This is a genomic window from Shewanella sp. FJAT-52076, assembly GCF_019457455.1.
In the GTDB taxonomy this organism is placed as follows: Bacteria; Pseudomonadota; Gammaproteobacteria; order Enterobacterales; family Shewanellaceae; genus Shewanella; species Shewanella zhangzhouensis.
Genome location: NZ_CP080415.1, coordinates 1,246,099 through 1,267,145 on the forward strand (window position 1 = coordinate 1,246,099; position 21,047 = coordinate 1,267,145).

At 53.6% G+C, this 21,047-nt stretch carries 21 protein-coding genes; 10 read left to right on the forward strand and 11 right to left on the reverse strand.

The features are described 5' to 3' along the window. Positions 1-3: 3 nt before the first annotated feature. The 3 genes from K0H79_RS05470 to rdgC form a co-directional block, all read right to left on the reverse strand. Positions 4-1,188 (reverse strand): HD-GYP domain-containing protein, encoded by a 1,185-nt coding sequence (locus K0H79_RS05470; RefSeq protein WP_220067118.1) that lies wholly within the window; start codon positions 1,186-1,188, stop codon positions 4-6. A gap of 82 nt (positions 1,189-1,270) precedes the next feature. Beyond that, a complete protein-coding gene (locus K0H79_RS05475) occupies positions 1,271-1,699 on the reverse strand; it encodes a hypothetical protein (RefSeq protein ID WP_258405479.1) in 429 nt (142 codons plus the stop codon). Between the two features lie 91 nt (positions 1,700-1,790). Next, the gene (gene rdgC / locus K0H79_RS05480; RefSeq protein WP_220067119.1) at positions 1,791-2,702 is read right to left on the reverse strand and encodes a recombination-associated protein RdgC; all 912 of its coding nucleotides are present in this window, start codon (positions 2,700-2,702) and stop codon (positions 1,791-1,793) included. Positions 2,703-2,994: 292 nt separating this feature from the next. Between rdgC and K0H79_RS05485 the strand changes: the two genes are divergently transcribed. From K0H79_RS05485 to K0H79_RS05500, 4 genes are all read left to right on the forward strand, one after another. Further along, positions 2,995-3,921, forward strand: a complete 927-nt coding sequence (locus tag K0H79_RS05485) for a porin (RefSeq protein WP_220067120.1) — start codon at positions 2,995-2,997, stop codon at positions 3,919-3,921. Between the two features lie 185 nt (positions 3,922-4,106). Then, on the forward strand, positions 4,107-4,796 hold the full coding sequence (phoB, locus tag K0H79_RS05490) for a phosphate regulon transcriptional regulator PhoB (protein ID WP_011759190.1): 690 nt from the start codon (positions 4,107-4,109) through the stop codon (positions 4,794-4,796). 71 nt (positions 4,797-4,867) lie between these two features. Then, positions 4,868-6,172, forward strand: a complete 1,305-nt coding sequence (gene phoR, locus K0H79_RS05495) for a phosphate regulon sensor histidine kinase PhoR (RefSeq protein WP_220067121.1) — start codon at positions 4,868-4,870, stop codon at positions 6,170-6,172. A 185-nt stretch (positions 6,173-6,357) separates the two neighbouring features. Beyond that, positions 6,358-7,329 carry a PstS family phosphate ABC transporter substrate-binding protein gene (locus K0H79_RS05500; protein WP_220067122.1) on the forward strand — a complete coding sequence of 324 codons (972 nt, stop codon included), beginning with the start codon at positions 6,358-6,360 and terminating at the stop codon, positions 7,327-7,329. 183 nt (positions 7,330-7,512) lie between these two features. Here K0H79_RS05500 and K0H79_RS05505 read toward each other — a convergent pair whose 3' ends face one another. Further along, positions 7,513-8,418, reverse strand: coding sequence for a collagenase (locus K0H79_RS05505; protein WP_220077577.1), 906 nt, complete (start codon positions 8,416-8,418; stop codon positions 7,513-7,515). Between the two features lie 143 nt (positions 8,419-8,561). On the opposite strand from K0H79_RS05505, the gene K0H79_RS05510 reads away from it, so the two are divergent. After that, a complete protein-coding gene (locus tag K0H79_RS05510) occupies positions 8,562-10,346 on the forward strand; it encodes a M1 family metallopeptidase (RefSeq protein WP_258405480.1) in 1,785 nt (594 codons plus the stop codon). Between the two features lie 225 nt (positions 10,347-10,571). Next, positions 10,572-10,805: a hypothetical protein gene (locus K0H79_RS05515; protein WP_220077579.1), complete on the forward strand. Its 234-nt coding sequence runs from the start codon at positions 10,572-10,574 to the stop codon at positions 10,803-10,805. 206 nt (positions 10,806-11,011) lie between these two features. Here the strand turns inward: K0H79_RS05515 and K0H79_RS05520 are convergent, their stop codons facing one another. Next, entirely contained in the window at positions 11,012-11,506 is a 495-nt protein-coding gene (locus K0H79_RS05520; RefSeq protein ID WP_220077580.1) for a glutathione peroxidase, read from the reverse strand. Positions 11,507-11,655: 149 nt separating this feature from the next. On the opposite strand from K0H79_RS05520, the gene K0H79_RS05525 reads away from it, so the two are divergent. Continuing rightward, positions 11,656-13,032 carry a magnesium transporter gene (locus K0H79_RS05525; RefSeq protein ID WP_220067127.1) on the forward strand — a complete coding sequence of 459 codons (1,377 nt, stop codon included), beginning with the start codon at positions 11,656-11,658 and terminating at the stop codon, positions 13,030-13,032. Then, positions 13,029-13,553 (forward strand): GNAT family N-acetyltransferase, encoded by a 525-nt coding sequence (locus K0H79_RS05530; protein WP_220077581.1) that lies wholly within the window; start codon positions 13,029-13,031, stop codon positions 13,551-13,553. Before K0H79_RS05525 ends, K0H79_RS05530 begins: the two co-directional genes overlap by 4 nt. Here K0H79_RS05530 and K0H79_RS05535 read toward each other — a convergent pair. Beyond that, positions 13,525-14,397 (reverse strand): DMT family transporter, encoded by an 873-nt coding sequence (locus K0H79_RS05535; RefSeq protein WP_220067129.1) that lies wholly within the window; start codon positions 14,395-14,397, stop codon positions 13,525-13,527. The two genes, K0H79_RS05530 and K0H79_RS05535, sit on opposite strands and share 29 nt — an antisense overlap. Positions 14,398-14,605: 208 nt before the next feature. Here K0H79_RS05535 and K0H79_RS05540 point away from each other — a divergent pair, with 208 nt between their 5' ends. Beyond that, the gene (locus tag K0H79_RS05540; protein ID WP_220077582.1) at positions 14,606-16,255 is read left to right on the forward strand and encodes a diguanylate cyclase; all 1,650 of its coding nucleotides are present in this window, start codon (positions 14,606-14,608) and stop codon (positions 16,253-16,255) included. Between the two features lie 246 nt (positions 16,256-16,501). Here the strand turns inward: K0H79_RS05540 and K0H79_RS05545 are convergent, their stop codons facing one another. The 4 genes from K0H79_RS05545 to K0H79_RS05560 all read right to left on the reverse strand — a co-directional run bounded on the left by K0H79_RS05545 (position 16,502) and on the right by K0H79_RS05560 (position 19,621). Further along, positions 16,502-16,663: a hypothetical protein gene (locus tag K0H79_RS05545; protein WP_011759201.1), complete on the reverse strand. Its 162-nt coding sequence runs from the start codon at positions 16,661-16,663 to the stop codon at positions 16,502-16,504. Between the two features lie 204 nt (positions 16,664-16,867). Continuing rightward, positions 16,868-18,214 (reverse strand): RsmB/NOP family class I SAM-dependent RNA methyltransferase, encoded by a 1,347-nt coding sequence (locus tag K0H79_RS05550; RefSeq protein ID WP_220077583.1) that lies wholly within the window; start codon positions 18,212-18,214, stop codon positions 16,868-16,870. A 96-nt stretch (positions 18,215-18,310) separates the two neighbouring features. Further along, positions 18,311-18,979: a glutathione S-transferase family protein gene (locus tag K0H79_RS05555; RefSeq protein ID WP_220077584.1), complete on the reverse strand. Its 669-nt coding sequence runs from the start codon at positions 18,977-18,979 to the stop codon at positions 18,311-18,313. A gap of 12 nt (positions 18,980-18,991) precedes the next feature. Then, a complete protein-coding gene (locus K0H79_RS05560; protein ID WP_220077585.1) occupies positions 18,992-19,621 on the reverse strand; it encodes a glutathione S-transferase family protein in 630 nt (209 codons plus the stop codon). Positions 19,622-19,735: 114 nt separating this feature from the next. Here K0H79_RS05560 and K0H79_RS05565 point away from each other — a divergent pair, with 114 nt between their 5' ends. Next, positions 19,736-20,308 (forward strand): TetR/AcrR family transcriptional regulator, encoded by a 573-nt coding sequence (locus K0H79_RS05565; protein WP_220077586.1) that lies wholly within the window; start codon positions 19,736-19,738, stop codon positions 20,306-20,308. A gap of 28 nt (positions 20,309-20,336) precedes the next feature. Here the strand turns inward: K0H79_RS05565 and K0H79_RS05570 are convergent, their stop codons facing one another. After that, positions 20,337-21,008: a DUF2461 domain-containing protein gene (locus K0H79_RS05570; RefSeq protein WP_220077587.1), complete on the reverse strand. Its 672-nt coding sequence runs from the start codon at positions 21,006-21,008 to the stop codon at positions 20,337-20,339. Positions 21,009-21,047: the final 39 nt, after the last annotated feature.

Consider the following 21,047-nt stretch of genomic DNA (forward strand, 5'->3'; position numbering starts at 1 on the left):
GCGTCAGTGCCATATTTCTCGCATGGCAGGCTCGCTGAGAAAGGCATCCACCAACAAGGGGTCGAGAATGCTGCCTTTGAGTCCTTTGATGTGGGTGAGAGCCTGTTCATAGGTCATCCGGAATCTGGGGTCGGGATGACAAAGCAAGTCATCCACAGTGTCTATCAGTGCCACAACCCTTGCAGCAAGGGGAATGGATTTTCCCTTGAGCTTACCGGGGAAACCTTCTCCATCCCAACGCTCATGGTGGTAGGCTGCAATGTCTCTTGCCATCGCCAGTAGCACACAGTCCGGTGCTTCCCGTAACAAATCGCCGAGCAAACGGTCACCGATAAGCGTGTGTTTATAACGCTCGCTTTCCATAGCCGGTGTCATGGTGAGCTGTTTACTTTGCAGATTTTCGGCCACACCTATCATGCCTATGTCATGCAAGGTGGCACTGAGACCAATATTTTCCGCGAATTCCGGGGTTAATTCGTCTGGGCGATGGGGCGAACGCAGCAGGGCCAGGGTAAGAAGTTCACTGGCTTTGGCGATACGATTCAGGTGCCTGGCAGAGTCGGCATCCTTAAAGCCGGAAAGCCGGGCAAGACCGAGGACTGTTGCCCTGCGCGATGCGTGGGTTCGCTCAAGTGAGTCGGAGAGTTTGTCGGTGAGAAAACCTGTCGCCAGGCATAACATCACGTTAATGGTCAAAAAATTAAGCACCACCACCAGGTATATTTCCAGGCTGTAGTCGGGCAGCTTCGGCCAGGGTACCCATCCGGCCTTAAAACCCAATCCCATAATGGTGAGCGTTACGGCAGTGAGCACCAGACAATAGATACCGAACCGTCGTCCGAGCAACAGGGTCCCAATCAGCGGAAACATAAACAGCCAAAAAAAGCCCGCGCCCGTGGGACCTATAGACCAAATAAAGGCTAACCCTATGCCATAACACAGCAGGCTGCCCATCAGGTAACGCTGCTTATCTTCCAGCTCCGGAAACAGCAGCAGTGCAATCAGTGTCAGGTACGCGAGGGTATCCACCACTACCATGGACCAGAGGCCCTGTTTCATACACAAATACACACTGGTGATATAAACAGGGACGCAAATGATCGCCATGGCGCCGAACAGGCGACGGAAGATAATCTGACGCCAATGGGCGAGGTCCGTTGGATTTTCATCCCGTGAAAGTTTGGACATGCAGTGTCAACCTATGCCTTTGGCCTATCTATATATCAGGAAAAGGTTAATATCCCTGTTTTTAGCAGAGTTGCAAGTGATTTCAACCCTTAAACCAGTCCCAGAGACCAAGCGAGGTCTCCGAAAACAAATCGATACCCCACATGGATTTGAGCAAGTAGAGTACCAGTAAACCAAGAAGTGCCAACATAAGCACAAAGAGTATGACGCAGCCCAGTAACAAGGCCAGCGACAGGTGCTTTTCAGTGCGGGTATAGGCGCGGCGGTTTTTGCCAAGCAAAAATACCCAGTAAAAGCGCCAGCGCACAAAAGGCAGTGAGAAGGTGCCCCTGCTGTCGATACTGTGGTGTCCCCAGGTGCGGTCGCCAAGGAGAATACGGATCCCTTCCAATTGCTCATCGCTGTAACTTGCTGCCAGCGCGGGCGGCAATTTACTATACAGGCGCAGCCTGAACTGCCCGCTCGTCACTGATGTTTGCTCTGAAAAGGAGTCTGTCTTGTCGTCCTGCATTGATAATCCAAACAATTTCAAATCGTTTGGCTTCAGTGTAGGACAGATAAAAAAACAGGGCGCCGTGGCACCCTGTTTTTATTGCACTGAATTACTCGTCTTTGGGCAGTCCGCCCAGCGCCTCAACCAGCGCATGCATCAGGGCAACGAGCTCGCTGCCCATGAGGGCGAAATCGGCATCGAGGCGGGCCATGGGGTCATCGTTGCCCAAATCATCGTTGCCGGCACGGAACTCCTCAGAGAACTTAAGACGCTTGAGGCTGGCATCGGATTGGAGCAGGAGCGCGATGGACTGGCCAAAATGCAGTGCCAGCTTGTGTACTTCTTTGCCGGTTTCCAGGTGAGCCAGCACTTCATCTTCGGTGAGAACCTGCTGCTTGAAGCGTACTATGCCACCTTCTTCGGCGGCCGATTTAAGCTCAGCCTCATCCTGCATGATAAAGGGCGCAGTAGCTTCACCGGCCTTGAGCCATTCGGTCATGGTGTGCTCAACCGGGACATTGAAAGACACGGGGATCACCGGCAGTGAGCCCATGGCTTTACGCAGCAGCGCCAGCAGCTCTTCGGCCTTGGTGGCACTGGAGCTGTCCACCAGGATCATGTCGATTTCAGGTAAAATCAGTGCATGGATCTGACTGCGACGGGAAAATGCCCGTGGCAGCAGACTGGTGGTGATTTCGTCTTTTAACGCATCTTTTTCTTTCTTGGTCAGCTTGCGGTTTTCTTCATCCTCAAGCTGCCCCACCTTTTCTTCCAGCGCTTCTTTAATGACTTGACCGGGCAGGATTTTTTCTTCTTTGGTGGCGCAAATCAAATGACGGTTGTTGGCACTGTGCACCAGGGCACTGCCGTGCTTGCCTAGGGCTTTGGAAAAACCAAATTTACTGATGTCCTGACTGGAGCACGGGCTGAAGGAGAAATCGGCCAGGGCCTTTTCCAGTGAATCTGCGTCTATGGTGACAGGCTTGTTGAAGCGATACAGGGTGAGATTTTTAAACCACATAATTGCACTCGGCCAGAAACAAAAGCCCGAGTGTAAGCCATCTCTGGTAAGCGGGCAAACCGGAAAATTCATGACAGTCAGATTGCGGTTTTGCAAATTCACAAAAGTGTCATCTGTCACTGCATGTGTGTAAAGTGATTGATTTTAAATGGATATGTGAAATTCAAGGATGGCGGGTGAATGATTCGTAACCGCTTAAGTGGATGCTGAAATAAAACTGAAACACTCAGATTGCAAACTTGCGCTCGTTCCAAACCAATAACCAGACGCACTGAACGTCGCAAAGGATTAAATGATGAACGCTTTTAACAAAACTCTGCTTGTTTCCGCGCTGACCGCTGCTTCTTTGGCTTCTGCCCAAGCGGCTGAACCTTTAACTGTTTACGGCAAACTGAACGTAACAGTACAGTCTAACGACGAAGCCGGTGATTCCGAAACCGTAGTACAGAGCAACGCCTCTCGTCTGGGTGTTAAAGGTGCTTTCGAACTGAGCTCTTCTCTCGAAGCCTTCTACACCATCGAGTATGAAGTGGATGCCGGCAGTGATGCCAAGGAAAACTTCCTGGCCCGTAACCAGTTTGTGGGTCTGAAAGGCAATTTCGGTGCGCTGTCTGTGGGTCGTAACGACACCATGCTGAAAATCGCCCAGGGTAAAGTTGACCAGTTCAACGACCTGTCAGGCGACCTGAAGAGCCTGTTCAAAGGTGAAAACCGTATCGAGCAAACCGTGACTTACCTGTCACCAGAATTCGGTGGTTTCAAAGTGGGTGCTACCTACGCCGCTGAAGGTGCCAAGTCTCAGGCCGGTGAAGACGGTTTCTCTCTGGCCGCCATGTACGGTGATTCCAGCCTGAAGAAAACCGCTTTCTACGCTTCTGTTGCCTATGACAGCGAAGTGAAAGGCTACGACATCCTGCGTGCCACTGTGCAAGCCAAACTGGCTGGTCTGGTACTGGGTGGTATGTACCAGCAGGAAGAGAAGTCAGTTGATGGTGACAGCAAGACAGGTTACCTGGTAAGCGCCGCTTACAACATCGCTGACGTGACCCTGAAAGGTCAGTTCCAGGACATGGAAGACAAGGGTGACTCCTGGTCTATCGGTGCCGACTACAAGCTGGGCAAGCCAACCAAGATTTTCGCCTTCTACACCAGCCGTGATATGGAATCTGCCGATGACACCGACAACTACATCGGTGTGGGTATCGAACACAAGTTCTAATCGGACTGTGTGACAGAAAAAAGGAGGCTTAGCCTCCTTTTTTCATATTTATAAACAGCTAGTTAATTCGTCTGAATATGACAATTTCTGCTGAAATGTGCCATCATTTACCCCGGCGATCATAAATTTGTCACAAAACTGACCAATAATGGCCATCGTGGACATTCACTGATAGAAAACCGCTTATGACTGCAAGGATTTTGATTGTTGAAGATGAGTTGGCCATCCGCGAGATGCTGACGTTCGTGATGGAACAACACGGTTTCACTACCTCGGTTGCCGAAGACTTTGACTCGGCATTGGGACAGCTTCAGGAACCCTATCCAGACCTTATTCTGTTGGACTGGATGTTTCCGGGCGGCAGTGGCATCCAGCTTGCCAAACGCCTCAAGCAAGACGAGTTTACCCGCCAGATCCCGGTCATCATGCTTACCGCCCGTGGTGAAGAAGAAGACAAGGTCAAGGGTCTGGAAGTGGGTGCCGACGACTACATCACCAAACCCTTCTCTCCCAAGGAGCTGGTGGCCCGTATCAAGGCCGTACTGCGCCGCGCAGCGCCAACCCGCCTTGAAGAAACCATCGATGTGCAGGGATTGACCCTGGACCCTGTCAGCCACCGTGTTACTGCCGGTGATACAGTGCTGGACATGGGCCCCACCGAGTTTCGTCTGCTGCATTTCTTTATGACGCACCCTGAGCGTGTCTACAGCCGTGAACAGCTGCTGGATAACGTCTGGGGTACCAATGTGTACGTAGAGGACAGAACCGTAGACGTGCACATTCGTCGTTTGCGCAAGGCCGTTGAGCCTTCGGGGCATGACCGCCTCATTCAAACCGTCCGCGGCGCAGGATACCGTTTCTCCACTCGGGTTTAGTTCGGGATAGGCACAGGTAGCCGGATAGGTTATCTTGTGCCCCCAGACACAACCCTCAGCTGGATATAGCTATGTTTGACTCTTATTCAGGGTATCGCCTGGCCTCCAGGCTGATGATTTACCTGCTTGTCACCCTGGCTTTCGGTTTGCTCATTGGTGAGCTTAGCCTGACGCTGTTGGCCGCTTGTGTGGTGCTGCTGTTTTGGCATTATCGTCAAATTGGCAGACTGACCCACTGGCTGTGGTATGACAAACGTCTGACTCCTCCCCAGGGCAGCGGTAGTTGGGAAGGGATTTTCAACGGCCTCTACCGCCTCCAGGGAAAAAATCGTCGCCGGGTATCTCAGCTGGCGGGGTTGCTTGGCCGCTTTAGGCAGGGTGCTGAAGCGCTGCCCGATGCGGCCGTGGTGCTCGATTCCGATAAAAATATCCTTTGGTGCAATAAACTCGCTCAGCTGATGCTTGGGCTGGTATGGCCCCAGGACAATGGTCAGCGAATCGACAACCTTATACGCCATCCGGATTTTTCGGCTTACCTCAAAACCCACGATTTTAAAGAACCACTGGAGCTGCCTTCACCGGTTTCTGATAAACGCCTGCTTGAACTCAGGCTGATGAAATACGGCGACAGGCAAATGTTATTGATTGCCCGTGACATTACCCGTATCCGTCAGCTCGAAGGTATGCGCAAAGAGTTTGTTGCCAATGTCTCCCACGAGCTCAAGACACCGCTGACAGTGCTGCAGGGGTATCTGGAAATGATGCAGGGGATGACAGAGCCGGACGACATGAATGCCAAGCCGCTGGCACTGATGCAGCAGCAGACCCGGCGCATGCAGTCCATGGTGGAGCAGCTGCTTACTCTGTCGCGCATCGAAGATGCTGCCGATGTGGATCTGGAAAAAACCGTCAACATGGCACTGCTGATGGCCGCCATCAAAGACGAGGCTGAAGCCCTGGCACAGGGTGAATACACCTTGCAATTTGATGTGCAGCAGGGGCTGAATGCCCATGGTAATGAGGTGCTGCTGAGAAGCGCCTGCAGTAATCTGGTGTCCAATGCTATTCGCTACACACCGCCCGGGGGCATCATCAAGGTCAGCTGGCGTCAGATAGCGACCGGAGGCCGGTTTCAGGTGGAAGACACGGGTGAGGGGATAGCGCCGCAGCATATTGGCCGCCTGACCGAACGCTTTTACCGGGTCGACAGTGCCCGTTCCCGGGCGACCGGAGGCAGTGGTTTGGGGCTGGCAATTGTGAAGCACGCGCTGGCTCACCACCATACTGAGCTGTATGTCAGCAGCCAACTGGGCAAGGGCAGTATCTTCGGGTTTGTCATCCCATCACATCTTCTTGAGCCCCAAAAGGGCGCATAAACAGGTTCCTGACGCGTAAAGACAGGCTTAAGCCTGTCTTTTCTTTTTGATAAATATTGTGTTTTAGCTTTTTTGAAAAAAATGTGTCGTGTCATCTAAGTGTCACATCAGAGTCATAGACTTGTCATTGTGGCAGTTGATACTGGCTGCGTCTTAAGAAAAAATGGTTCAACACTGGAGCAATTATGAAACTGAAACAGCTTGTCGGCGCCATGACCCTGACCGCCGCCGGTTTATTCACCGCCGCCGCCTCGGCTGCACTGGACCCAGCCCTGCACACCTACGAAAAAACCAGTGGTGTGTCTGGTAACCTGTCGTCTGTAGGCTCTGATACTCTGGCCAACATGATGACCCTGTGGGCTGAAGAGTTCAAAACCATCTACCCTAACGTGAACATTCAAATTCAGGCTGCCGGTTCTTCTACTGCGCCACCAGCGCTGACTGAAGGCACTTCTCAGTTCGGCCCTATGAGCCGTAAGATGAAGCCAAACGAAGTGGAAGCCTTCGAAAAGCACTATGGTTACAAGCCAACTGAAATCCGTGTTGCCATCGACGCCCTGGCGGTGTTTGTGCACAAGGATAACCCAATCAAGGGCCTGACCATCGAGCAACTGGACGGCATCTTCTCTTCTACCCACAAGTGTGGTGGCAACGACGTAGTACGTTGGGGTGACCTGGGTCTGGAGAGCAGCTGGGCTGCCAAAGATATCCAGCTCTACGGCCGTAACTCTGTATCCGGTACCTACGGTTACTTCAAAGAGAAAGGTCTGTGTAAGGGTGACTTCAAGGCCAACGTGAACGAACAGCCTGGCTCTGCCTCTGTAGTGCAGTCAGTGTCTCAGTCACTGAATGCCATCGGTTACTCAGGCATTGGTTACAAGACTGCCGGTGTGAAAGCCGTTGCTCTGGCCAAGAAAGGTAACGAGTTTATCGATGCCAGCGTAGAGAACGCTGCCAACGGTACTTACCCACTGTCACGTTACCTCTACGTATACGTGAACAAGCATCCTAACAAGGATCTGGCCCCAATGGAGCGTGAGTTCATCCGCTACGTGCTGTCCAAGCAAGGTCAGATGGTTGTTGAGAAAGACGGCTACATTCCGCTGCCAGCCAGCGTAATTGCCAAGGACCTGGAAAAGGCCGGTATCCGCCTGTAACAGTCCTCGCCAATCAAAACGCCTCCTTCGGGAGGCGTTTTTGTTTTAAAGCGATAACAGATTTTGCGAAACAGGCAAAAAAAACGGCTCCCAATGGGAGCCGAACAAGTGTCTTTCCAAACTAAGGATGGTCGCGCTAGAAACCATCAAAAAGGGAGGATGATGAACGATGAATAACTCGGTTCAATTATTCAGACCGGCCATTTTTGGATTGGTTCCCGCCATTGGCAAATTTTTTGAAATTTTTTTTAACCACAGGGAAAACTCCTCATCCATGCTGGTATGCCACTGTCGCACCAGCGCCTGATAGCGGGGATAATCGCCGTTGCGGGTGAAGCCGAGCATCTGTTCCAGTTTGTCCCTGTGGTGCTCCATCATAAACCGCACCGCCAGATAGCCCCAGCGGTAAACCCGTTCACTGCCACCGTTCTGCTCATAACTGGTGTCGAAGATTTCACTGAGGCGATAGCTGCCTCTGGCAGCCAGTTCAATGGCTGCAGCATTGTCATCCCCCCAGGCCAGGTACTCGGCAAGTCCCTCGGACCACCACACCAGATGGGGCAGCAAAGGCGCTGGCTTGGGGCAATACTCGGGGGCGCTGTGGGAGTCGTGCAATGAGGCACAAAAGTCGCCGTAGAGGTTAAAGCGGCCATCGAGATAATGCACATATTCATGGCGCAGATTCCAGATTCTGCCCTGCTTTTGATAGGCCACAAACTCGGCCTGATTGCCGGGACGCGCCGGATGTCCTTCCAGATACATGCCGCCATTGTCACTTGGCACATCGAAATGGGCGGTCACATAGGTTCGGTAAGCTTCTGCATCGGCATAGATGTTGGCTCTCATGGCCACATTATTGTCGTCCCTTACCGGCCTGTTGTGCGTATCGAGGAGTGTATGAAATCTCTGTTCCTGAGTGCTTAACAGGGTACAGGCTTCGTCGATTTGTGATGGCGTGAGCGCCTGGGCGCGGATAATCAGGGTAGGGCTGCACTGGTGGGTTATGGACAGTATGGTCTCGACAGAGGGCAGGCTTTGGGCATGGCTTACAGCGGATAGCAGGCTTAAGGCGAGGAGTGACAGGCGCATTCGATCTCTCAGTATTATTTGTGAATATTGTATGCAATATTGATTGATTTACAGGTGTTGTCAATCTTTCAGCGCCTGGCCCCTTGGTTGGAGCGCCTGGTAACTGCATACTTAAGTGTAGATTTTTCACTATGGACTTCGTTATGCACCAGTGGGACAACCGGCACGACTATCACTCTTTCGCCAATACCGACAGCATCAGGGTGACGCACCTGTCACTCGACCTCGCCATCGACTTTGATACCAGATGCCTGCAGGGAAGTGTGCGCCTGGACTTTGTCAGAACTGAGGGTGACGCTGCCGATGTGTTGGTGTTGGATACCCGTGCACTGGCCATTGAGTCCATTACCGATTTGCATGGGCAGCCGCTGGACTGGGGGCTGGGGCAGGCCAGTGAGATCCTTGGGCAGGCACTCGAAATTATGCTGCCCAATGGCATTGCCAGTGTGTTGGTGCATTATCACACCACGGAGGATGCCGAGGGCCTGCAGTGGCTCGATGGTCCTCAAACTCAAAGCGGCAAACCCTATCTGTTTTCACAATCACAACCCGTCAACGCCCGCAGCTGGATCCCGCTTCAGGATACCCCCAAGGCCCGGGTGACCTTTGATGCCAGAGTGCGTGCCAGCGAGACCTGCAGGGTGGTGATGAGTGCGCTCAATCAGGCCGATATGCCCGCAGACGGCGTGTTTGAGTTTGTGATGGATAAACCCATGCCGACCCATTTGCTTGCCATTGCCGCTGGTCAGATAGACAGGGTGCCTGTGAGTGAACGCAGTGCCGTATTTGCCGAGCCTGCCATGGCAGGTCTGGCCGCCCGGGAGTTTGAAGATATCGAAGCCATGATGCAGATGGCTGAGTCGATTCTTGGGCCCTATGCCTGGGAGCGATACGACATGTTAATTCTGCCGCCGAGCTTTCCGTTCGGTGGCATGGAAAACCCCTGTCTGGCCTTTTTGACCCCGACCCTTATCGCTGGCGACAAGAGTCTGGTGTCCACAGTGGCCCATGAACTCGCCCATTCCTGGACCGGTAATCTCGTGAGTAACGCGACCTGGCGCGATCTCTGGCTCAACGAAGGTTTTACCACCTACTTTACCAATCGGATTGTGGAAGCCGTTTACGGCCGGGAGCAGGCTCAGCTTGAACTCATACTGGAGTACGGCAGGCTGAAAGAAGAAATGGCGGGTATGCCACTGCCACGGCAAACCCTGCCGGCCAATTTGCAGCAGGAAGATCCCAACGCCGCCTTCAATCGCTTTACTTACGATAAAGCGTCCATGTTTGTGCATTTTCTCGAGGCACGCCTCGGCAGAACCGACTTTGACGCCTTTTTGCGGTCCTATATCGAGCACTATGCCTTTGTGGCCATCACTACCGAAGACTTTATCGAATATGCCAAAGGCACCTTGCTGCACACCCACGCAGATAAGGTGACTGAGGCAGAGCTCAGGGAATGGATTTATGGCGAAGGCTTGCCTGCGACCTTTATGCCGCCCATGTCTGAGAGTTTGGGGTGGGTAGTTGAATCCATGACAGAGTGGCTGGAAGGGCACCCATTGACACCAGAGCGCCTGTTTGGCTGGCGGGTTCAGCATTGGCAGTTCTTTTTGAATAATCTGCCTGAGCAGATATCCCAGGAGCAGCTGCTTGAGCTGGATGAGCGCTTTGCCTTGGGGGCATCCGGTAACGCCGAAATTGCCTGCGATTGGTTCAGGGTCGCTATCCGTAACCATTACGACCCGGTACTTGAGCAGGTCGAGGCGTTTCTGTGCCGAATTGGTCGTGCCAAATTTGTCCGCCCGCTGTTTTTAGAGCTGCAGATTGCCGGTTATCGAAGCGAGCTTGAAGCCATCTACCACAGGGCCCGCGAGAGCTATCACCCTTCACTGCGGGTACAACTGGACCGTATGCTGTTTAACGGGTAACAGCGGCCTGACTTGATTCAGCTTTCTAAAAAGGCGCCCTGATTAAGGCACCTTTTTTATTGGCAAAGCAAATTCACGCTTGTGTCAAAGGCCTTCTCCATCGAGATTGCCCTGCTTAATTAAGATAGCCTTGAAAGAAAGGAGGGCGAGCGCTTGGAGGCTGGATAAAAAAAAGGCAACCAATGGTTGCCAGAGATGTTCAAGTCAGTCACAAGTGCTTGTTCAATGCGCCAGCAACAAGCCTATGCTGAAAGGGAGAATGATGATGAACTTTACCCATGCAGCTGTCGACTCATGTCGACTGCAAAAATTCGGTTCACTTATTCAGACCGGGCCTTTTTCAAGAAGTTCATCGTCGGCGTAAAAAATTCAAAAAAATTTTTTCCCGGTGCAAAACCAATTATCCCAGTGGCCGTCCCGGCGGCGAATATTGCCTGTCGCTGTGCATTGGAGGCATAAAAAAAGGCAACCTGGGGAGGTTGCCATGTGATCCTTCAGTGGACCAAGGGGACTGCGCTAGTAAGTCCCAGGGAGAATGATGAACACGAAAACCCATTTCAATGTTCACTATGTTTGAGTCATGCGTTCGGTAAAAAGTTCCAAGCCCGGGCGCAAAAAATAGCGAAAACGGCAGAGTTTTTACTATCTCCCTGATCCAAAATTGTTTATTTCGCGGCTTCGTTCAGCAGTGCCTCGATATCCTTTGCCAGTTTTTGGGGATCTGTGGTGGGGGCGAACCTGCCTCTCACCTTGCCGTCACGGCCGACCAAAAACTTGGTGAAGTTCCACTTGATGGCCTTACTGCCCAGAAGGCCCGGCGCTTCCCGCTTAAGGTGAGTGAACAGCGGGTGGGCCTTGTCGCCATTGACATCGATTTTGGCAAACAGCGGGAAGGTCACACCAAAATTGAGTTCACAGAAACTCTGAATGTCTGACTCACTCCCTTGCTCCTGGGCACCAAACTGATTGCAGGGAAAGCCGAGTATTTCCAGACCCTGCTCATGGTATTTGCGATAGAGGCTTTCCAGCCCCTGATATTGCGGGGTAAAGCCACATTTGCTGGCGGTATTGACTATCAATAAGACCTTACCGCGATAGTTGGCCAATGGCTGCTGCTCGCCCTTGATGGTGGTGGCGGCAAATTGATAAAGATCCGTCATAAAAATGCTCCGGGTAGAAAATGAACAAACACATTCTAGATGTATTTATTTAGGTGCGCAATTAAATTGTGTGCAATTTAATTGCTCGGTTGATATGACATAAAAATCTCAATATAGTCAGCCACAAGATGTAACCAACGGACGCCGCCGTGACAGAAAATTTGCCAGAACAGGAACCCAACCTGGCCCCACAGAATGAAGTGGGCCTGGTTGTACAACAGTTAACCGGCGCTGAGGGCCAGGCACAGGCCGAGGTGTTCTCAGAAATTCTCGAAGACGCCGAACCAGGCACTGTCGCACTGTTGCTGGAAGCCTTGCCGCTGGATGAGCGTTACGAGCGGTGGCAGCAAGTGGAGTTCGCTGATCGGGTAGAAGTGCTCAGCCTGATGCGCGCCGATCCGCGTATGGGCATCCTGCGGCGCATGCCAGACGACGAAGTCGACCTCCTGTTTGCCCAGTTAAGTCCTGAAGATCTGATTGAGTGGAGTGATTATCTCCCCGAGAGCTTTACCGACAGGGCATTGGCGCAAATGGGTGAGCGCCAGCGCCAGCACTTCGAACTCTATAATCAATATTCCGAAAACGAGATAGGCCGTTATGCCGACCACCAGATGTTGGTGCTTTCCACCAAGGCAACCATAGGTCAGGCGCAGCGCTTTTTTCGCCGAATCGAGCTCGACTGTAACGACTCGCTGTTTTTGGTGGACGAAGAAGACCACTTCCGGGGTGCCGTGAGTCGCTACGAGGTGTTTCGCAGTAATCCCGATGAGCCATTACTGAGTCTGATGGACGAAGACAGTCGCGCCATCAGCGCCGATGCGACCCTGATGGAAGCGGCTGAACTGCTCGAACACAGCCGTGATGTCGAGCTGCCGGTGGTGGACGACGAAGGCGGGCTGATTGGCCGGGTCACGTTGAGAACAGCAACCGAGTTGGTTCGGGAGCACTACGAAGCCCAATTGATGGCGAGCGCCGGTATGAATGAAACCGACGACTTGTTTGCCCCCATTATGAAAGGTGCGCGGCGCCGCGCCGTTTGGCTGGGTATTAACCTGCTCACGGCCTTCCTCGCGTCTGCCACCATCGGTTTGTTTGAAGATGTGCTGTCGCAGGTGGTTGCCCTTGCGGTATTGATGCCCATCGTTGCCTCCATGGGCGGTATTGCCGGCAGCCAGTCGCTGACGCTGATGATCCGCGGCATGGCCATGGGGCAGATTTCGGCCGGTAACCTCTGGTCACTGATGAAAAACGAACTGGGCATAGGGGCAGTAAATGGCGTGCTCTGGGCCATTGTCATTGGCGCTGTGTCTGGCTGGTGGTTTAACAATGAAATCATTGGTATAGCCATTGGCTGCGCCATTCTGATCAATATGCTGGTGGCAGCGGGCGCCGGTGTGCTGGTGCCCATGGTGCTGCAAAAAATGGATCAGGACCCTGCGCTATCGGGGTCGGTGATTCTGACCACAGTGACAGATGTGATTGGCTTTCTCAGTTTCCTTGGCCTTGCGACCATACTCTTTCTATGACGCCAATCCTCACCATCAGCCAAGCCACCAGCGATGCAGACTTCGCCGCCGCTGCGGACCTGATTGACAGCCGGGATGATAACCATCATCCCCTCGACAGAACAGCACTGGCCAAGGCCAGATTGCTGCTGTTGGCGTGGCTCGATGATACCCTGGTGGGCTGCGGTGCCATTAAGGCGGGCGAGGGTGAGGTGGCGGAATTAGGCTATCTGGTGGTGGCCTCGGGTTATCGCCGCCTCGGCATTGGTGCCAGGCTCACCCAGGCCCGCATTGACTGGGCCAGCGCACAGGGGATAAAACTCCTGTGGGCGACGGTAAGAGCGGAAAACCAGGCCAGTCGTGACAATCTGCTCAAGGCCGGTTGGCAATTTTACGGGGATTACCTCAGTATCCGCGGCACGGGCAATACCATAGGCTGGTATGTGTTGCCGCTCAAGCAAGGACTCGATATCCAGGCTTTAATGGCGGGCCCCATTGGCAACAGGACACCCGTCATTCAGGGGAGCGGGGAGCCCGACTGACACGCTGGCGCCACAGCCCTTTAAGTTCCGGGTACACAGGCAGCACAGCCGAACACATCACCAGCCCAATGCCCACCAGGCTCAGCCAATTGGGCACCTCATCCAAGAACCATAATCCGAGCAAAGTGGCGAACACCAGTCCCGTGTACTCCGCCGGGGCCAGCTGGCTGGCATCGGCTCGTCGATAGGCATGGATCACCAGATAGGTCATGCCCAAATAGAAGAGTGCCAGCAGCATACCCACGATGGAGGCATCCCAAACCAGAGGCGCTCCTTCAAATGCCGCGGCGGGGATCAAAAACACCATGGCAAAAGCATTGGACCAGAACAGGGTGCTGAAGGGATGCTCAGCGGCGGAATAGCGCTTCAAAATGAGGTTATTGCTGGCGCTGATAAGAGCGCCCAATACCGCCAGCAGCAGGTAAGGGTTGAGGCTGCTTGGCTGGCTTATCATCAGGATGCCACAGAAACCGATAATGCCTGCAACACTGCGCCTGTAACCTATGGTTTCTTTTAAAAACGCGGCTGACATCACCAGCAGCATCAGCGGTGACAGGTATAGCACGGCGGTCACTGAGGCCAGTGGCAGGTTCATAATGGCAATGAAAAACAGCCCATTGCCAAGGCCAATCAGCAGTGCCCGCACCATGTGTACCCGGTACAGGGGACTGATGCGCAGCCCTCCCTGAAGCCGCCAGACAAACGGCAGCACCAGCAGGGTGGCAAACAGCTGGCGATAGAGCACCAGCTGAAATACCCCCGTGTTCGGGTCGAGAAGTTTGATTAACAGGCTGCCGGTGGCAATCAGCCATTGGGCCAGCAGTATCATCAGCAGAGCTTGCATTGAAACCCACACATCACAGGTCAGGCCGCCTAAAATACCACCGTACACATAAGCCGTCTTGCTGAAAATGAGCCGCTACAATTGAAAAAATGTGTTTGTAGCAATAAAGTTGCAGCTTGCTGCCTGCCCATCCTCATTGGGATGTCCTGTTATCAGGGAATGCGCACCTGTAGCCCCGTCTGAGCAACCGAGAATCACAATACAAATCATGGCTCGAATACTTGCAGCGATACTAGGCATTACCCTGTTCCTTCCCCTGTTCTGGTCAGTGAAGGCCAATGCCGCGGTTGCTCTGGATGCGCCTTACCAGTTTGTGGCTGCCGACGATGATTTATTGCCCACGGCCTTTGAAGCCGTGCCCGATTGGCTTGATAAGCACAAAGACATCAAAAAACTCCCTTTAAGTGGTGGCCAGTTTTATTTTGCCGTGCCCTTTATGGTGAATGAAAACCGCAGCGACTGGGTGGTCAATCTGCATAACTCCATCGCTGAAAAGGTGGATTATCTGGTGCTTGGGCGCGATGGCAGTCGTCAGCTCTCGAGCAGCGGCTATTACGCGCCTTATCAATATCTTTTCGATTACGGCCGTAATGTCACCCTGAGATACGGGGTGGAATATTGGCTGCTGGTGCGGGTGGAGTCGCGCTACTTCTCATCCTTTCCCAAACTCGAAATCAACCCTGTGCCGGAGCATCGGCAGCTAACCGATAGACTGGCGGTGGCCGTGCTGCTTTGCCTGGGAGGGCTGCTGTTTATTGCCTTCTATAACTTGCTGATTTACGGCTCCACCAGGGACAAGGCGTTCCTGTATTACGGGCTGTATGTCATCGTGTATTTGCTTGGTTGGGCCTTTACCTTCCATGTCCCCGCACATCTTTTGGGCATTCATGGGATTGGTGTGCATCACGTGTTTTTTATCGGACTGCCAATTTTTAATATTCTGTTCTATAAACATTTTTTGCAGCTTCCCAGCTACTCACCCCGTTTGTGGCGTCTCAGCCAGTATCTGCTCTGGGCCTGTATTCTGGCGCTGCCCACCAGTTGGTTGCTGATTTCCTACACTGCCATTATTGCCTCGGTATTGATTGGTGCCTGGATAGTGCTGGCCATTGTGGCGGGTAATGTGTGCCTGATGAAGGGTTTCTCACCGGCGCGTTATTTCATCATGGCGTTTAGCTGCCTGCTGTTGCCTGCCATGTTGATTCTGCCCGGTAACATGGGGCTGACATCGGATATTATTGAATACGCCGAGTTTGCCACCCTGGCAGGCGGCACGGCCGACGCCCTGCTGCTCTCTCTGGCGTTGGCCAATAAGCTCAAGTTGCTGTCTGAAGAGCGCAAGGCCTATATCGAAGAGCTCAGCTCCGCCTGGGAAAAGGCCCGGGTCGACAGCCTCACCCAGATAGGCAATCGCTACGCCTTCGATGAATATCTGCAAACCTGCAATACCTTTGGTGTGGCGGTAACAAAACCCACGGCCCTGGTGCTGCTGGATGTCGATGGCATTAAGAAAGTCAATGATACCCTCGGTCATCAGGTGGGGGATGAACTGCTGAGAGTCCTGGTGCAGGAGCTAAAGTCGCTGGATATTCCCAAACTTAAACTCTTTCGGGTGGGGGGGGATGAGTTTGCGCTCTTTTTGGATGGGGCATTCTTATCTCTGGTCACCGACAAACTGGAGAATATAGAAACCATCTTTGCCCAGCAGGGCTTTACCGATGCCGGTGTCAGCTTCGGATATGCCCTGGACAGCGAGGTGCAAAAATCTCACGAATGGTTAAGGGCCGCTGACACCAGTATGTACACCTTTAAAGCCGAAAAAAGGCGCGAGCTGGCCGTCGATGCCATGGAGGCATAAGTCTTGGGGCGTGTGGGTGACAATCTGTTTTGATTACCCGTAATGGATAAAAAGGCGGTCTGAAGGCCGCTTTGTTAATGCCCGACACAGGTTTGGCAACCCGATGACCAAGGGCTAACGCATTTTGCACTGTGCATGCTCGCCAAGGCCGCAGTATCCACCTCTATTCAAAAGCGAATTTTCCGGGAGCAGGAAAAGAAAAAGGCAAGCCAAACGGCTTGCCTGAGAGTATTTGGTTGGGGAGCTTCAGCGCCACTTGCTTTGGAGATATTCCACCTCGGCATTTTCGTCAAAGTAGCGGCGCTTGGTATCGCGTCTACGCTGTTTGACCCGCTTGTTCTTTTGCTTCCCTTTGACGTTATCGCCCCATGGCGAGTCTTCGTCTTCAAATTCGTAGGAGTGTGACATGACCTTTTCCAGCTGAACACTTGTGCCACTCTGGCACAGGATCTTTTTACCCAATGGTCATGACAAGCTAAAGCGAAAAATTTATTGTTTTATGGTGAAAAAAATTGCCCGAAGCGGCGAGGCGGTCACAGTCTGAAACCAGCCTTAAATCCCAGCCCCGGGCGATTCGTTTATGTTCGGTTTTATGAAGGCCGTAAACCTGTTTCAGCGGCGACGCACGCGGGCGACAAACATGCCGTCGGCATTGGCCTGCTGTGGCCACAGGGTGAGAACTGCGCTGTGTTCACCACTGAAGGGATGTACGGTGGCATCGAGCTCAAAATCTTCATCTGAGGCTAAAAAGGCCTCGACCACGGCTTCGTTTTCGGCGCGGGCCAGGGAGCAGGTGGCATATACCAACACGCCGCCACTGCGCACAGCGGCGCTGGCGCGGCGCAAAATATCCAGCTGCAGAGCTGGCTTATCCAAAATGGTGTTGGCATCGTCAATCCAGCGCATGTCCGGGTTGCGGCGCCAGGTGCCGGTGCAGGAGCAGGGCGCATCCACGAGCACGCCATCAAAATAGTCTGCCTTGACCGGCAGTTTGTCACTGCGCCAGGGGCTGATTTGAATCGGCGCAAAACCGGCTTTATCGGCGCGGCGCAGCAGCTCTTCCAGTGCCTTGGGGCGAATGTCGGAGGCGATGAGTTCACCCACGCCGCCGCGTTTTTGCATCAGTGAGAAAAGCTGCAGGCTCTTGCCGCCGGCGCCGGCGCAGGCATCCCACCAACGCTCGCCCGCTTTGGGAGCTGCCACTTCACCAATGGCCTGTGAGGCCAAATCCTGCACTTCAAGCTTGCCCGATTTATAGGCCGCCACCGCATCCAGATTGATGCTTTGGCTGGCAAGCTCAATGGCATCATTAAATACTGTGCTTGGAACGGCGCAGATGTCATCTGCCTCAAGCTGCTTTATCACCTGCTCGCGGGATTCGCCCTGGGCACGGGTCCACAGGGGCGGGCGGCGGCAAAGCGCATCGACAAAAGCGAGTTTGTCACCCTCGGCCAGGCTGATGTGCTCCCAGGCCCACTCAGGCAGCAGATCCGTTGGGGCGAATTCACCGCCAAACTGCTTACCTAAGGCGGCGCAAAGGGCGTTAAGGCCCTCTGGCGAATCGCCAAAGGCAGGTATTTCTAACTTAGCCAGATTGGCCTGTGACAGCCAGCCGCTCTGGATATCCTGCCAGGGGTGATTTTCAATGGCGGCCACCAGGCTTAACTGGGTAAACCAACGCGGGCTCTGGGCCTCGCCCAAACCTTCAATATTGGCATTTGCGTCATCGGCCGCAGGCAGGTTTTTCAGCCAGCCCCACCAACGGAACAGGCCAAACAGGGTCTCACGGATAAGCTTTCTGTCTTTGGAACCGTGCTTTTTATGCTCACGGAAATAGTTGGCCAGTACCCGGTCGGCACCTTCGCGCTGCTTAAAAATATGCGAAACCAGCAGATGTAGCGTGTTGGCATAACTGATGGCGCGGCGCTCGGCCGACGAGAGAGGTGCTGGATGTGACATGGGCTTGCCTGCGTGAAAAAACCGGCGCCGATTGTAGCAGATGCGCCGCGGGGGCGCATCTGGGAAGGCTGAAACTCGATTGCCGGGACTGGTGTCTCAGCGGGTTACCATCCTGGCGATGTCTTTGGCGCGCTCTTCAGCAGATTTCTCGCTTGGTGGCGGCACCGCAAGGCCCTTCGCTACGGCGGGCCGGGCGGCGATTCGCTCGAGCCAGTTTTGCAGTGCATCCAAACCACCGATATCCACGCCGCTCCAGTCATGGATTCGCACCCAGGGGAAGGTGGCGATATCGGCAATGCTGTACTCTTCACCGGCAAGATACGCATGCTTTTCAAGCTGGGTATTCATCACCTCAAACAGGCGCCGTCCTTCCTTTTGATAGCGCTCAATGGCGGCCGGAATTTTTTCCGGGAAGTAGCGATAAAACACGTTCGCCTGACCCATCATGGGGCCAACGCCGCCCATCTGGAACATCAGCCATTGGATAACCTGCGAGCGTGCCTTGGGCTCGGTTGGCAGTAACTTGCCGGTTTTCTCGGCCAGATACAGCAAGATGGCGCCCGATTCAAACACCGCAAAGTCGTCGTTATCGGTATCGACAATCGCCGGAATGCGGCCATTGGGGTTGATGGCCAGAAACTCTGGCTTTTTTTGCTCAAGGGTCATGAGATCGAGGGCATGCACCCGATACTCGAGCCCCAATTCTTCAAGGGCGATGGAAATTTTATGGCCGTTGGGGGTAGCGGCGGTATAAAGCTCAATCATGGTGTGCTCCTTTTATTGCTGGCTTGCCAGCAGGGAGGCCACTGCGGGACGTGCGGCAATGGCAGCGTGCCAGCGGCGGATGTTGGGCATGGCATCGGTCAGTTCAAGCTCGAGCCTTGGCAGGAAGCCAATCAGCACAAAACCTGTGATATCGGCAATGCTGAAGCGGTCGATGGCAACAAAGTCACGGCCTTCGAGGCGTGCTTCCAGGGTTGGCAGAAACTCGATGATGCGCTCGCGGGATTCGGCGCCCCAGGCCTCAACAAAGCGTTCGCGGTCTTTGAAAAAACCGGTGAGGTTACGAAATGCCTGAAACGCCACCATCAGGCCATTCAGCTCCAGCACCCGGTTCCACATTTCCACCTGTGCCTGCTCCAGCGGACTGTTGCCAAACAGGCTTTGGTCACTTGGGTGCAGGGCATCGAAATAGCGGCAGATGGCGACTGATTCGCAGATATGGGTGCCATCGTCCAGCGCCAGCACTGGAATACGGCCATTGACGCTTTTACGTTTAAATTCAGGGGTCAGGTTGTCGCCGCCCCGCAAATCCAGCTGCTCTCTTGGCACCTCAATGCCGAGTTCTGCCAGAAAAATGCCGACACGGCGGGCACTGGGGGTAGGGGCAAGCTCGAGGATTTTCATAAGGTCTCTCTTTATCTGAACGATCGGTTAGGATAGAATCTACTGCATAACTGAACGAACGGTCAATAATTAGATCGTGAGTTGATATTCACTTTTGCGACGAGATATTCCCCAATGGCGCGAAGCTGTAATTTTTGCAAAGAGGAAAAGCTGGAACAGGCCATGAACCTGTTTTGGCAAAAAGGCTATGAGGGGACCTCAGTGGCCGATCTGGTCGAGCATTTGGGGATTAACCGTTTCAGCCTGTACAACAGCTTTGGCGATAAGCTGACGTTGTACCGTGAGGCGCTGCGCCGTTACCTCTACACCCGCGGCCTGACCGGACTGGGGCCACTTCAAGCCGATGATGCCGACATGGACGCCCTGATGAATTTGGTGGAAGAGTTTGCCGCCAAGCAAAAAGACCAGCAGTTTGGCTGTTTTATGCAAAACGCCCTGCTGGAGCGATGCGTGGAAGATGAAGAAGTCAGGCGTCTTGGCAATGAACTGTTTGAGGGGCTGGAGCAGGCATTTTGCAAGGTGATTGCACGCTATCAGACCAAAGCGCGCGCCGCCGAACTGGCGGCCTTTCTGGTGATGCAGCTGCAGGGCATCCGAGTGCTGGGCAAGTCAGGGCAGTTTGCGCTGCTCGATGCTGCCATGGTGGTACTCAGAGGCGAAATCCAACGCTGGAAAACGCCCGCCTGAGCCCATCTTGCCATTTTGTCAGAACAACTCAGTAATCCAGCTCCAGCGCAAAGCACAAATAGCGCATCAGCTGTTGGCAGTGTTCAAACTCGGCGGTTAGCCTTGATGCAAAACCGGGTTGCAGCACCTCGTGATTTGCCAGGGATTTCACGGCGATAAAGTCTTTGCGTTTCAGCTCATCAATTAATGGGTGCCCCTTGTCAAAGCCGCGCGGCGGACGTGACAGGCTGTCGCCGTCCATGGCAAAACCGCCGTCAGTCACGGCCTTAAGCGCTTTTTGATAGGCGGCGGGGTTTTCATCGATACAGCTTCGGATGGCATTGAGCGCCTTGGGCTCGGGGTGCCAGATGCCGGCGCCAATAAAGCAGCCATCATTGGCGATATGCAGATACAGCCCGGGCGCATGCACATCTTTACCCTGAAAATGGCGAAACTGAATACCAACATTGGTTTTGTAAGGGCGTTTATCATGGCCAAAACGGGTGTCCCGCTGGGGACGCATCAGGCTGCCTCCCACCTTCTTTGCCACCGCCGTGAGCCTGAGTGATAAGGCCACTATGCCGGGGGCGGCCGCTTCAATTAACTCAAGGGCAGGGGTGCGCACCTGGTCTTCATAGGTGTGCTGATTGGCCTTGAACCAGTCTCTCTCGTTATTGCCTTCGAGTGCGGCAAGAAAGTCGAAGGTCGCTTGGGTGAACATGATGTACTCCATGAACCGGGCTCGCTTTTTGGGGAAGAT

What these genes read in the sequence shown, in the direction of transcription:
- K0H79_RS05470 (WP_220067118.1), bottom strand. Translation starts at nt 1,188, where the DNA reads ATGTCCAAACTTTCACGGGATGAAAATCCAACGGACCTCGCCCATTGG.
- K0H79_RS05475 (WP_258405479.1), bottom strand. Translation starts at nt 1,699, where the DNA reads ATGCAGGACGACAAGACAGACTCCTTTTCAGAGCAAACATCAGTGACG.
- rdgC (WP_220067119.1), bottom strand. Translation starts at nt 2,702, where the DNA reads ATGTGGTTTAAAAATCTCACCCTGTATCGCTTCAACAAGCCTGTCACC.
- K0H79_RS05485 (WP_220067120.1), top strand. Translation starts at nt 2,995, where the DNA reads ATGATGAACGCTTTTAACAAAACTCTGCTTGTTTCCGCGCTGACCGCT.
- phoB (WP_011759190.1), top strand. Translation starts at nt 4,107, where the DNA reads ATGACTGCAAGGATTTTGATTGTTGAAGATGAGTTGGCCATCCGCGAG.
- phoR (WP_220067121.1), top strand. Translation starts at nt 4,868, where the DNA reads ATGTTTGACTCTTATTCAGGGTATCGCCTGGCCTCCAGGCTGATGATT.
- K0H79_RS05500 (WP_220067122.1), top strand. Translation starts at nt 6,358, where the DNA reads ATGAAACTGAAACAGCTTGTCGGCGCCATGACCCTGACCGCCGCCGGT.
- K0H79_RS05505 (WP_220077577.1), bottom strand. Translation starts at nt 8,418, where the DNA reads ATGCGCCTGTCACTCCTCGCCTTAAGCCTGCTATCCGCTGTAAGCCAT.
- K0H79_RS05510 (WP_258405480.1), top strand. Translation starts at nt 8,562, where the DNA reads ATGCACCAGTGGGACAACCGGCACGACTATCACTCTTTCGCCAATACC.
- K0H79_RS05515 (WP_220077579.1), top strand. Translation starts at nt 10,572, where the DNA reads ATGCGCCAGCAACAAGCCTATGCTGAAAGGGAGAATGATGATGAACTT.
- K0H79_RS05520 (WP_220077580.1), bottom strand. Translation starts at nt 11,506, where the DNA reads ATGACGGATCTTTATCAATTTGCCGCCACCACCATCAAGGGCGAGCAG.
- K0H79_RS05530 (WP_220077581.1), top strand. Translation starts at nt 13,029, where the DNA reads ATGACGCCAATCCTCACCATCAGCCAAGCCACCAGCGATGCAGACTTC.
- K0H79_RS05535 (WP_220067129.1), bottom strand. Translation starts at nt 14,397, where the DNA reads ATGCAAGCTCTGCTGATGATACTGCTGGCCCAATGGCTGATTGCCACC.
- K0H79_RS05540 (WP_220077582.1), top strand. Translation starts at nt 14,606, where the DNA reads ATGGCTCGAATACTTGCAGCGATACTAGGCATTACCCTGTTCCTTCCC.
- K0H79_RS05545 (WP_011759201.1), bottom strand. Translation starts at nt 16,663, where the DNA reads ATGTCACACTCCTACGAATTTGAAGACGAAGACTCGCCATGGGGCGAT.
- K0H79_RS05550 (WP_220077583.1), bottom strand. Translation starts at nt 18,214, where the DNA reads ATGTCACATCCAGCACCTCTCTCGTCGGCCGAGCGCCGCGCCATCAGT.
- K0H79_RS05555 (WP_220077584.1), bottom strand. Translation starts at nt 18,979, where the DNA reads ATGATTGAGCTTTATACCGCCGCTACCCCCAACGGCCATAAAATTTCC.
- K0H79_RS05560 (WP_220077585.1), bottom strand. Translation starts at nt 19,621, where the DNA reads ATGAAAATCCTCGAGCTTGCCCCTACCCCCAGTGCCCGCCGTGTCGGC.
- K0H79_RS05565 (WP_220077586.1), top strand. Translation starts at nt 19,736, where the DNA reads ATGGCGCGAAGCTGTAATTTTTGCAAAGAGGAAAAGCTGGAACAGGCC.
- K0H79_RS05570 (WP_220077587.1), bottom strand. Translation starts at nt 21,008, where the DNA reads ATGTTCACCCAAGCGACCTTCGACTTTCTTGCCGCACTCGAAGGCAAT.